Annotated in this window: 13 protein-coding genes and 3 pseudogenes; 10 read left to right on the forward strand and 6 right to left on the reverse strand. The window is 63.1% G+C overall.

From position 1 onward, the window contains the following. Positions 1 to 594, reverse strand: a 594-nt coding sequence (locus ACE5CZ_RS14060; protein WP_374947956.1) for a helix-turn-helix domain-containing protein, incomplete at its 3' end; no start/stop codon positions are given. Between the two features lie 236 nt (positions 595 to 830). Here ACE5CZ_RS14060 and ACE5CZ_RS14065 point away from each other — a divergent pair. The 3 genes from ACE5CZ_RS14065 (at position 831) to ACE5CZ_RS14075 (ending at position 3782) form a co-directional block, all read left to right on the forward strand. Next, positions 831 to 1241 carry an ATP-binding protein gene (locus tag ACE5CZ_RS14065; protein ID WP_374947957.1) on the forward strand — a complete coding sequence of 137 codons (411 nt, stop codon included), beginning with the start codon at positions 831 to 833 and terminating at the stop codon, positions 1239 to 1241. Positions 1242 to 1545: 304 nt separating this feature from the next. Continuing rightward, positions 1546 to 2610 (forward strand): NAD(P)-dependent alcohol dehydrogenase, encoded by a 1065-nt coding sequence (locus tag ACE5CZ_RS14070; protein WP_374947958.1) that lies wholly within the window; start codon positions 1546 to 1548, stop codon positions 2608 to 2610. Between the two features lie 731 nt (positions 2611 to 3341). Further along, complete coding sequence (locus ACE5CZ_RS14075) at positions 3342 to 3782, forward strand: SRPBCC family protein (protein ID WP_374947959.1); 441 nt, start codon at positions 3342 to 3344, stop codon at positions 3780 to 3782. Positions 3783 to 4222: 440 nt separating this feature from the next. On the opposite strand, the gene ACE5CZ_RS14080 is transcribed toward ACE5CZ_RS14075, so the two are convergent. After that, positions 4223 to 5278 (reverse strand): zinc-binding alcohol dehydrogenase family protein, encoded by a 1056-nt coding sequence (locus ACE5CZ_RS14080; RefSeq protein WP_374947960.1) that lies wholly within the window; start codon positions 5276 to 5278, stop codon positions 4223 to 4225. Then, positions 5278 to 6114 (reverse strand): SDR family NAD(P)-dependent oxidoreductase, encoded by an 837-nt coding sequence (locus ACE5CZ_RS14085; protein ID WP_374947961.1) that lies wholly within the window; start codon positions 6112 to 6114, stop codon positions 5278 to 5280. Before ACE5CZ_RS14085 ends, ACE5CZ_RS14080 begins: the two co-directional genes overlap by 1 nt. Positions 6115 to 6192: 78 nt before the next feature. Between ACE5CZ_RS14085 and ACE5CZ_RS14090 the strand changes: the two genes are divergently transcribed. Continuing rightward, on the forward strand, positions 6193 to 6756 hold the full coding sequence (locus ACE5CZ_RS14090; RefSeq protein WP_374947962.1) for a TetR family transcriptional regulator: 564 nt from the start codon (positions 6193 to 6195) through the stop codon (positions 6754 to 6756). Between the two features lie 411 nt (positions 6757 to 7167). Then, positions 7168 to 7455, forward strand: a pseudogene (locus ACE5CZ_RS14095) (recombinase family protein); the annotation flags it as partial. Between the two features lie 34 nt (positions 7456 to 7489). On the opposite strand, the gene ACE5CZ_RS14100 reads toward ACE5CZ_RS14095, so the two are convergent. Next, positions 7490 to 7771: a winged helix-turn-helix transcriptional regulator gene (locus tag ACE5CZ_RS14100; protein ID WP_374947963.1), complete on the reverse strand. Its 282-nt coding sequence runs from the start codon at positions 7769 to 7771 to the stop codon at positions 7490 to 7492. Continuing rightward, complete coding sequence (locus ACE5CZ_RS14105) at positions 7768 to 8172, reverse strand: VOC family protein (protein WP_374947964.1); 405 nt, start codon at positions 8170 to 8172, stop codon at positions 7768 to 7770. Before ACE5CZ_RS14105 ends, ACE5CZ_RS14100 begins: the two co-directional genes overlap by 4 nt. A 412-nt stretch (positions 8173 to 8584) precedes the next feature. Between ACE5CZ_RS14105 and ACE5CZ_RS14110 the strand changes: the two are divergent. The 5 genes and pseudogenes from ACE5CZ_RS14110 to ACE5CZ_RS14130 form a co-directional block, all read left to right on the forward strand. Next, a pseudogene (locus tag ACE5CZ_RS14110) lies at positions 8585 to 8656 on the forward strand (hypothetical protein); the annotation flags it as partial. A 58-nt stretch (positions 8657 to 8714) separates the two neighbouring features. Then, positions 8715 to 8918, forward strand: a pseudogene (locus ACE5CZ_RS14115) (putative immunity protein); the annotation flags it as partial. Between the two features lie 54 nt (positions 8919 to 8972). Next, complete coding sequence (locus ACE5CZ_RS14120; RefSeq protein WP_374947968.1) at positions 8973 to 9245, forward strand: hypothetical protein; 273 nt, start codon at positions 8973 to 8975, stop codon at positions 9243 to 9245. Positions 9246 to 9301: 56 nt separating this feature from the next. Continuing rightward, positions 9302 to 9862, forward strand: coding sequence for a GNAT family N-acetyltransferase (locus tag ACE5CZ_RS14125; RefSeq protein WP_374947965.1), 561 nt, complete (start codon positions 9302 to 9304; stop codon positions 9860 to 9862). Between the two features lie 308 nt (positions 9863 to 10170). Next, positions 10171 to 10506 (forward strand): hypothetical protein, encoded by a 336-nt coding sequence (locus ACE5CZ_RS14130; RefSeq protein ID WP_374947966.1) that lies wholly within the window; start codon positions 10171 to 10173, stop codon positions 10504 to 10506. 156 nt (positions 10507 to 10662) lie between these two features. On the opposite strand, the gene ACE5CZ_RS14135 is transcribed toward ACE5CZ_RS14130, so the two are convergent. Then, on the reverse strand, positions 10663 to 10899 hold a 237-nt coding region (locus ACE5CZ_RS14135), incomplete at its 5' end, for a hypothetical protein (RefSeq protein ID WP_374947967.1).

The following is a 10899-nucleotide window of genomic DNA, read 5'->3' on the forward strand; positions in this document are numbered from 1 at the left end:
TGCCCGCCCCGATCGTAGGGCAGTGGCGATTTCTAGGCGCAACGATCCGCGGCCTTGGACGTAGAGGGCTTGGTAGATGGTCTCGTGGGACACCTGCATCTCCACTTCCTCGGGATGCTCGAGCCGGAGTCGGCCCGCGACCTGCTCGGGGCTGAACCGTTCGGTGAGCATCGATACGACCTGTCCTCGTAACGCTAGCCCGTCCAACTTCCGTGCTCGTGGCTGGCGGGCCCTCGCCCACGTCTGTTCCTGCGCCAACGAGGGCACATACCGGTCATAGACCCGGTTCCTCGCTACCTCGCGACTGATCGTCGACGGCGCTCGACCCAGCAGGTTTGCGATCCGTCGAATCCCTTGGCCGCGGGCGAGGTGGAAGCCGATCTCTTCCCGCTCCCGCAATGACAGCGAGCCAGGGCGAACAACAGCGAAGTTCCGAAGAGGTGATGGCAGCACCTGCCGATCCTCGCCGAGCCACCGATACGCGGTCGCCCGCGACACTCCCGCAGCTCGCGCAGCAGCCGACGTCGGCAGCCCCTCGTCCAACCCCTTCCAGAACGCCAACCGAACAGCCAACGGCGACACAGGCCTTGCCATCGAAAACACCCCACACGACTCAGGGTGTTGCGCTCACCACCTGAATTCGCCACCCATGGTCTACAAGACTCTTGCAAGCTTGGTCATCTTCGCAACGAACGTTGTCAGTATCCAGGGCGATTAGCAGAGGGCGGCCGGTTGATTGAACGCTACGCCGCCCACGAGTGGCAAACCAATCCGACGAACCTGCTGATCATCTCACCCACCGGGGGCGGGAAACCTACCTCGCCTGCGCGTTGGCCATCGGCGCGTGCCAAGGCGAGCACTCGGTTCTGTATTACCGGATGGATGACCTCGCCCGCCGGCTGATCATCGCCCGAGGCGACGGCATCGCGCATCAGAAACTGTTGAACGAGCTCTCCAACATCGACCTGTTGATCATTGACGACTTCCTCACCGTCGGTGTCGATAGCGACGCCGCGAGTGACCTGTTCGCGATCCTTGCCAACCGGGAACACCGGCTGCCGACGATGATCGCGTCGCAAACCGGGCCCGCGCACTGGGTCGCCGCGCTGCCCGACCGCGTCGCGGCCGACTCGATCGTGAACCGACTGGCCAACAACGCCCGCATCATCAACCTCGGCCAAATCGACATGAGCCGACACAGCAACGACCAAGCCCGCGCCCACGAGGAGTACTGGGCATAGCGCCAAGCGCTCGGTCCGGCCGTGACTTCGACCTTCCCTGAGATGGAATGCTGGCTCATGAAACCGACTTTGACACATCCAGGGATGTGCGGTGAGGGATCCCTTATCGGCGCTCACGGAGCTTCCTGTTCAGCTTGGCTCGGTGCCGCGGGTTGGGCACGTTCAGGTGCTGTCGGTCGCCTCGGAGAATAGTCGATGCCCACACCATTGATCGCGGCCCGGCTCGCTAGCATCGTCCGGGGGTCGTGCAACGCCGATCCAGGAACTCGGTCAGCTGGCGTGATTGGTGGAACATACTTGTTACATGGACGCTCTCGCTCTGCAAGCCGATAAGTTCGGGGCGCCCTTGACGCCCACCGTGATCCATCGGCGGTCGCGGCGACCTGACGATGTCGAGATCCGGGTCAGCTACTGTGGCATCTGCCACAGCGATCTACATGCGCTTCATACTTCTCCACACGACGGCGGCGCGTTTCCGCTCGTTCCTGGACACGAGTTCGTCGGCAAGGTAACTGCTGTCGGCGAGGAAGTGACAGAGTTTCACGTGGGCGATTCCGTCGCGGTCGGCAACATCGTCGATTCGTGCGGGACGTGCCGCATGTGCCAGGCCGGCCAAGAGAATTTCTGCGAGAACTTCCCCACGCTCACCTACGCGGGACGAGACCGCGTCGATGGCACGCCGACTCTGGGGGCCTACGCGACTCGCTACATCGCTAAGGAGCACTTCGTCTACCATGTACCCCCGTCGCTCGATCCTGCCGCCGTCGCTCCCCTGATGTGCGCCGGAATCACAGTCTGGGAGCCGCTGCGCTCTGCCGGTGTGGGGCCAGGAACGCGCCTCGGCGTGGTCGGTTTGGGCGGTCTGGGCCACCTCGCCGTGAAGCTCGGGCGGGCGCTAGGCGCCGATGTCACGGTGTTCACGACTTCGCCGAACAAGATCGATGATGCGCGCGAGCTCGGAGCAGACCACGTCGTGATCTCTCGAGACGATGAAGCGATGGCGGCACACCGGGCAACCCTCGATGTCGTCATCGACACCGTCTCGGTCGAACACGACCTGGCGCCGTACCTGCACACTCTGGACCTGGACGGAACGCTCTTCTCTCTCGGCTACCTCGGACCCATCACCGTCTCTACCATCGACCTCCTCGTCGGCCGCAAGCGGCTCGCTTCAGCCGGAAGCGGAGGGCACCGCTACACCCAGGATCTGCTCGGCTTCTGCGGCGAACACAACGTCACCGCCGACATCGAGATTGTTTTGCCTGAAGACGTCGAGCACGCTTTTGAACGGCTTCGAAGCAACGATGTGCGCTACCGCTTCGTTCTCGACCTGAGCACGTTCGGCGACGACAATGCTGTCCTGAGCTGACCGGACCAGCAGGGAAAGGCCGCAAGCGGTGCTGCAGCTCGCGGGAAAGGGTGCCGACAGGGGCGCCCGAGCAGACTCCGGAACGGGTTCTTGACGCGGGGAAGCGTATGCCCAATACGTCGCAGATCGCACCCTCCTGAGGCTTCAGGTTCACGCACAAACTGTCGACGATATCCCCGAAATCGGCCGGTCCTTCGTGATGGCCAAGCCAAAGTGACTTGCTTCAACAAAACAGGCTCGGGCTCCAGCGACCGTGACGTTCAAAGCCTCATCGCCTACGGGTAACCGTGTCACCTCCTCGTGACAGCCGGCGTGGAGAACCTCTCGACGGATTGGACTCTAATCCTTTCCCAGGGGATTCGCCATCCCTCCTCGGCGCGACGACGTCTTATTCTTCTTCCCTTGAAGTGAGTGCACAGTCACTCTCTTTGTCAGGTACGAGACAGATCGGGCCGACTTCATTCCACCCGGCACAAACACTCAAACGCATCCGACGCGCTCCCAGGCTCGTGCTCATTGCCTTGTGGACCGGGCCGCTCCTTGACTTGGGTGAGTTAGCTCTACTCGCCGTCATTCTTGTGGCCCTCGTGCTGTGCGGCACTCCCCGCATGCCGCATCGATCATCGCCGTCGCCGCCGTCTAGTTGAATAGGATCTATTCCCGCAAGCGTTGACCCGGTCTTCCGAAGACTTGGCCGCAAGCTTCCGAACACAAGGAGAACCAACATGAACATGCCTACCGACATCGATCATTCCGCGCCGGTCATCGCACGCGCCTCGATCGCCATCGCAGCCACCCGAGCAACGGTTTGGGCTTTGCACACCGATGTGAACTCGTGGGCCAGCTGGAACGCCGATATCTCCGAGGCGCGGCTGGACGGACCATTCGAGGTCGGCAGTTCATTCGAGTGGACCAGCTACAACTTTCCGGTGACGTCGGTCGTTTATGCGGTCGAGGAACAGCACCGAATTCTGTGGGGCGCCCCGGCCTCGGGTATCACCGGAATACATGAATGGCTCTTCGAGGACACCGAAGACGGCGTAACAGTCGCCACCACGGAGTCCTTCGCGGGCGCACCTGTCGAGGCGGACGTCACGGCAATGCAGGCGACACTTGACCAGTCACTGCAATCGTGGCTCGCCCAGATCAAGGGCGCCGCGGAACGCACTTAAGAAGTCTGCGACGACAATGCTGTCCTGAGCTGACCGGACCAGCAGGGAAAGGCCGCAAGCGGTGCTGCAGCTCGCGGAATACGAGGAAAGAGTGCGCTGCCTCCCCCCACGACCACTGCGTAGCTTTCCTCATCGCGCAGGAGCCGCTCCTCGCTCTCCGCCGCCGCGTCCCGTCTGACGAAGCCTGGCAAGCGGATCCTCCACCGGGCAGTCTGAGTGCGAGCGGCGGCGGGTAGCGGGAGCCGTGCCAGCCTTCCTTCTGGGCTAGTTCGCTGGCTCCGATCGCCGACACTGGTGCCCCCGGCGGCATGATCGCCAGGAGCCACCCGCCTGGGTAGATGCGTGAGACTGTCCGCACGGTTTCCTCAACCGTCTCAACGTGTAACTCTCACGATCAACAGGCGGCGGCGCGCCTTCTCGCCTTCTCGTTGTGCCCAGTCTCAGAGAGTAACGACGAGCTTCTTGGCTGAGATGCCGTGACGTAATCGTTCGAGTCCGGCGGGGATTGCTTGCAGTCCGTTTCCGACGACTTCCGCCGGAGGTTGGGCCTGGTAGGCGCCGGTGCCGAGCGCGGCGGGAAGAAAGTCGTTGTAGATGGCTGGGCCTACCTCGTTGTCTTTGAGGGAACCACCCCAGATCCCGCTGACGCGGACTCCTCGGGGTGCTCGCAATGCGGAGAGACGGGTCAGGATCTCGGGAGCGGACGATGACACGCGCCTGCTGCCCGGTACCCGAGCGGCGACTTTCATTACCTTCGGGAGCGACCCGTTGCCGATCGCGATCGATCCGGCGAGGAAACGGTCCCCGATCGCAGCGATGAGCTCCTTCACGGCCGTGGCGCTGTTGCGGTCGACGACTTCATCGGCGCCTAACGTTCGGAGGTATTCGAAGTTGCGCGGTGAGGCGGTGGCGACGACACGGTATCCCGCGTTGCGGGCCAGCTGGATCGCGTTGCTGCCGACTCCGGTCGATCCGCCCCAAACAAGTACCGTCTCATTTCGGTCGGTGGGGTCGGCGGTGGGGAGCGCCAAGGCCAGACCGTCGTTCTGGAACATTCCTGTGGCTGCCGTCGAGAGTTGGAGGGGTAGGACTGCGGCCTGCTCGAAGGTGAGCGAATCGGGAATCGCGGAGACCATGCGTGTTGTGAGGATGACATACTCCTGGAAACCGCCCTGATTGGGTCGGTTGATCGATTTTTCCGTCCCGAGCGCGTGGCCGAGTACTCGATCGCCGACCGTCAGACCGTGCGGGCCCGGGCCGACGGCTTCGATCTCACCGGCGACATCCTGCCCGACCACCGCTGGGAAGGTGAGCCACGGTAGGACGAACCGATAAGCGAGCCAGGGGATGCCGTCGATTAGATTGAGCCCGACGGCACGGTTGCGCACGACGATCTCATTCATGCCGGGGGTGGGGTACGGCGCAGATCCCACCTCGAACGATCGCCGCTTCTTCGGCAGCCAGAGCGCATGGTTCTCGGGTGTTGGTCGGGCCATCAGCGAGCCATCCTCTCGCTCGTCGTCCACGCCGCAGTCGCGTTCTCGGCCGTGACGATCGGGGGCAGCGCAACCTCGCGGCCGTGATTGTCAAACATTCGGCCGCTGATCCCGGCCAGCGATCGGCTGCTTGCGAGGTGTTCGACGACGATGCAGCGTTCCTTGGCGAAAACGTTCGAGATTGAACCCACGAGCCGTAGCGGCAGCCGTTGCGTTGCGAGCAGGTTCGACCGGATCAACCCCGGATGGAACACATTAACGGTGGGACCTTCAGGGCGGATGTCGGCGAGATGTCGGGCGAGCAACAGCTTCCACGCGACAGTCTGGGTCATCAGCGCCGCTGCGGATGTGGTCGGGTCGACGCCGTCGAGGGGACCATTCCGAATGCGCTTGACGAGCGCCGGGGCGACACCCACGATCAGGGCGCGGCTTCCGGGCGTGGAATTCAGCATTGGAAGGACGGATCGGAGAAGTTGGAAGTGGACCAGGTAGTTCGTGGCGAACACCCGCGGAACACCGTCGGCGGTCCGGCCGGTCTCGCCAACGGACCCCGCCGTGCTGACGAGCACGTCGAGCCGATCGGCGCGCTCCTTCAACGCGATCGCTAGCAGCTCCGCCCCAGCCCTCGTGCTCGGGTCGCCCGTGATCGACTCCACGAGCCCGCCGCCACTAAGTTCGTGAATCCTGTCGACGGCGCGCTGGCCGTTCGCCGCGCTCCGCGAGATCACGATCGTCCGGGCGCCAAGGCGGGCCATACCTTTCGCAACCGCGAGCCCAACTCCGGAGGATCCTCCGAACACGGCCACGGTCTTCCCGTCCATACGGTCGACGTCCATACCCACCTATTCTCATCCTAGGACACTCTGTGACATCACAGATAGCACAGAGTGTCATCTCTCGCATATACTGTCGGCGTGCCCAGATGGACAATCGACGCGGAGAAGCGCCTGCGCGACGCCGCGGCGGAACTGTTCGAGGCACACGGCTACGAGGCCGTTACGGTGACCGCGATCGCCGAGCACGCGGGTGTGACCCGTCGTACCTTCTTTCGCTACTTTGCCGACAAACGGGACGTTCTCTTCCCGCAGACCGACGAGATCGGAGAGGCGGTAGCGCAAGCGATCAACGCTCAACCGGTGGAAGCGGATGCGGCCTGCCTTGTGCGGGAGGTCATCGCTGTCCTGGTTCGGGCCGGAACCGCGATCACGAGCGACCGACCAGGCCAGCGCAGACGGCAGACTTTGATCGAGTCGGGTCCGGAACTGCGCGAACGCAGCCGGACCAAGTTGGCGACGACGGCCGCCACAATCGAGTCGGCGCTCACCGCACGGGGTGATCCTTCTGCCCAGATCATCGCGGCGGTCGCCGTGGACCTTCTCCGTACCGCCTACCAGGCGACTCTGGAGGGCGACGATGCGGTCTTGTTCGCGGACCACCTGAACCAGGCTCGCAAAGCTCTGCGAATCTTCGACTTCTGATCCGCGCAGACGAAGATCCGGCGGTCGTGATTTTGAACGTTCTCCCGGGGTAGCGGGTGTATGGGTTCTGTCACTCTTCGGCGGAATTTTGTAATCGATAATTTGCGGGTGCGGCGCGAACCATGACGGATCTCTAATGATCATTCGAGTGTCTGCACTCCCGCCCCTAGAACGACCTTTCCCTCAAATAGATCGGGTGCAAGATCGACCAGTTCGGCAGCATCACTGACGACGCTATCGAAGCCGCGAGCATCCTCGTCATCGGCAACGAGCGACAGAAACCAATCAAAGAACACCGCCAAAGAGCGCCCAGCTCCACACGCAACGAGTGGGGCCAGCGTGCACGTTTACCCCGCCCGATTTAATGCCCGATGAGGGCCCCTTATCTGCAACACTGATTCGGTGACCGGATTGAAGATCGGATACGCCCGCGTATCGACCAACGGCCCGGACCTCACAGCACAACGCGAGGGGCTCGTCGACCTTGGCGTCCCAGAGAACGTCCACGTCGACCATGGCCTCACTGGTACGAATCGCAGCCGGCCAGGTCTACGAGAAGCATTGGTTGCAGTCCGTTCCGGAGACACCCTCGTAGTTACCAAACTCGACCGGCTCGCACGATCGCTGCCCGATGCACGAGATATTGCCGATGAGCTGACCAGGAAGGGTGTCGCGCTCAGTCTCGGTGGATCCCCGCACGGGACGGCATTGGCGATTCGAGCGCACCGCGCATTCAGCCTTCGCCGGCGCCCCAGCGTTCGAGTACGGTGATCGCTTCGCGTAAGGCGAATCCGCGGTCGGTCAGCGCGTAGGCGCGGGTGTGGTGGCGAAGTGGTAGACGCGACAGGAGCCCGGCGGCTTCGAGTTCGCGAAGGCGGGTGGCCAGCATGCTCATTGGTACCCCGCGGTCGCGTTGGAGATCGCCGTAGCGTTGCGGCCCGTCGAGTAGCCGCTCGATGATGAGCAGAGCCCACCGCGCTCCGACGACGTCGAGCGCGGCGGCGAGGTCGTTCACGTGGCGGGAGCGGCGTCCGGCTTCATCCAGAACGGCGAGTAGTGGTAGCCGTCGGGGTCATCGAACTGGCGCTGGTACATGAAGGGGTAGTCGTCGGTGTCACCGATCCGCCCGCCTGCGGCGCCAGCTCGCTCGGTGAGCTCGTCGACCGCTTCGCGGCTGCCCAGGTCGAATGAGACGGTGACCTTCGACGGTGTTTCGGGTCCGCCGATGAGCTCCTCGACACCGCCGACGCTTGCGTACATTTCGCGGCTGCCGAGCATGACGTACTGCTCGGGCGCGATCACAAAGCACGAAACATTGTGATCGGACATCTCGGCATTGAGGGACCATCCGAGCGCGGTGTAGAACGCGGTCGCGCGCTCAACGTCCTCGACTGGGCAGGTGATGAAGATACTCATGTGGACATACTTTCAAAATCGAAGTAGCCAGTCAAGACTGAAGCAGTGGGGGCTCACTGAGGCATGCCGAGTTGCGTCGGTGTACTACGTCGACAAACCGAACGCGTCAGCGGCCGAACGGACGGCCGTTAGAGGATGACTCACGTGCGTCCAAGGTGACATTTAGCGCTTCTGGAAGGCCGCCGTTCACGGCCGCGAAATTCTAGGGCTCACCCTGCATCCGGTGGTAACGTCAGCCGCAAAACCGTGTGCAGGAAGGTGACAAAGATGTTTGGAACCGCAGGATCATCCGTAGGCGACGGCGACCGGTCTAACGGATTCTGGGAGTCCTACAAACGCTTCTTCAGCAGACTCTTCCGCCGCAGGTAACAAAGGTCACCCGCTCGCACACGCCCATACATAGGGTGGGGTGATGCTTTCCCCTCAATCGTTAAGCGAGAGCGACCGCCGGGTCGTCGCAGCGTGGGCGGCGGACTGCGCCGAGCGGGTCCTACCGATCTTCGAGAAAGAAGCCCCAGACGACGAACAAGCGAGGGACGGGATTGCCCGCGCCCCGAGCCTTCTCTCGCGGAGAACTAGACACCGCGGGCGAAATTCGTCGCCGGTTCGTAGCAGGTCGCGCCGCTCAAGCCGCCGCCTCCCCGGCAGGCAAAGCGGCAGCCTGGGCCGCAGGCCAAGCGGCGGGGGCCGCCTACATGGGAGCGCACGCCTTAGGCGCTGCCGCATACGCAGCTAAAGCGGCAGAACTGGTCGCCCCCGGCCACGGGGGCGTAGCAGAGATTGCCTGGCAAATAAGAAACATGGACAAGTGGTTTATCGTCCGCGCCGCGCAGGACTTAGAACCGCAACCGTGGATCGACGCCAGCCTGGTCAGCAACTCCACCTTGCGACTATCGGCACCGGAGCTGGACGATCTGGCACACCAGGTCATGCAGCTCCTCAGCCCATACCGCCTGCGCAACCGCCCGACCCCCGGCCCTGAAGATCGAAGCGTTCAGGCGGCGTTGCGCTTCGTGCCGATCGCGGCCCCTCCCGAAGATCGATCCGCGGAGCACCCAAGGGAAAGTGACTAGACATTCCGATAGTCGATGCCCTATCGGACGCCCGAAGCCAGGGGAAAGATAGCCGCATGACTCTGCGAACCGAGCTTGCTACAGATCGTAAGTGGGCCGATGTGCGAACCGCGTTCGGACCTCGCGCCGGAAAGCCCGACTCATGCTGGTGCCAACGGTTCCGTCACCATGACCACGCGACAAACGAGGATGCGCTTCGCTCAGAGCTACGCGATTCACCCGTCCCCATCGGCATGCTCGCCTATATGAACGATCAGCCCGTCGGCTGGACCCGAGTCGTTCCCCGCCACACGCTCCCCGGAATAACCGAGAACACAGCGCTCAAGCGCATTCTCGAAGAAGACCCTGAGGCCTGGTGGGTGACCTGCATCAACCTCCGCCGAGAGGCCCGCGGCCAGGGCGTGGGCACCGCCCTTTTCCTCGCCGCCACCAACCACGCTCGCGCCAACGGCGCATCAGTCCTCGACGGGCACCCAGTCGACGTCACGATGTCCACCACACGCCCCTCGCCCTCCGCGCTCTTCACCGGAACTGTTTCCATCTTCACGGCCGCTGGTTTCCACGAGATCGGACGCACCTACCCCAGCCGACCGGTCATGCGCGTCAACCTCGCCTGACCAGCACCGCTGACCCATCGGCTTGCGTGCAGCCGGATGCCATTTAGCGCTGCCACAAAGCCGCCATTTAGCGCTGCCACAAAGCCGCCACTTACCGCTGCGACTCACAGGACTGGTTTTCTAGTGATGAACCAGCCCGGGCGCCAAAGACATACTGAACCGTACGTTCCCCAGGTCGCCGATGTTTCAGTTTCGGTAAGTCGGCAGTTCCTGGTGTGGAAGCTACCCGGAGGGGACCGCGTGCCTGCGTATGTTGAGCCGCCTCCCAGCGAATCGTTCGTGTCTGGGGCAGGGTTAGTGTTGGGGTTGTGGAGATTTCTGTGGCGGGGGCCGTGTTCTTGGGGGCGGTGATCCCGTTCGGGTTATTGATTCTCGCCGTAGAAGGCCGTCATGGGTGGGCGAGACGCCGGTGGTTGAACCGGGTCGAGCAGGGGCTCATCGCGGCTGTCGTTGGGTGTTCTCTAGGGTCGCTTGCTGTGTGTTTCGGTGCGGTGAACGGCAATAGCCCGATAACGGGCGGCTCCGCCGTCTTCGTGTATGCCGCGTCCGCGGCGTTGTATCTTTCAAGCGCCTTGTTTTTGTTGACGTCGATGGAAGCGAACGCGAAACTCGCCCACCGGGATAAACCTGACCGTGCCGGCTAGTGCGGCCGAGGAACACCGCGCGTGGTGGTGGTGTGTTTCACTGAAGCGATGGAAATCGCGGCGCAACGATGGCGAGTCGAACTACAGGATCGGTCCTTCACCGGTTGGAAGAAACTTTTCTGGGCGGTGAGGAGTGTCGCCGGTGGGGTGAACGAGTCAGGCCCTGACATCGCCGACCTTGTCTTCATCGCAGTCAACGATGAGACTGTTGCTCACCGGGTGGCAGCTGGTGATGCGTTCGCGGCTGACCGGCTCCTTGGGACAGCTCGGCAGGAACTCCTCACCATGACAAGCCAGCAGTTCGCGGCGGAGTGGGGCGTTCCGCTTGCCACGTCCTAGGCTCGGCACGTGAGTCATCAGGTGGAGCTCGGCATCGTCGCGGTCGCGGCCGGC

It is taken from the genome of Agreia sp. (assembly GCF_964263775.1).
Taxonomy (GTDB): domain Bacteria; phylum Actinomycetota; class Actinomycetes; order Actinomycetales; family Microbacteriaceae; genus Agreia.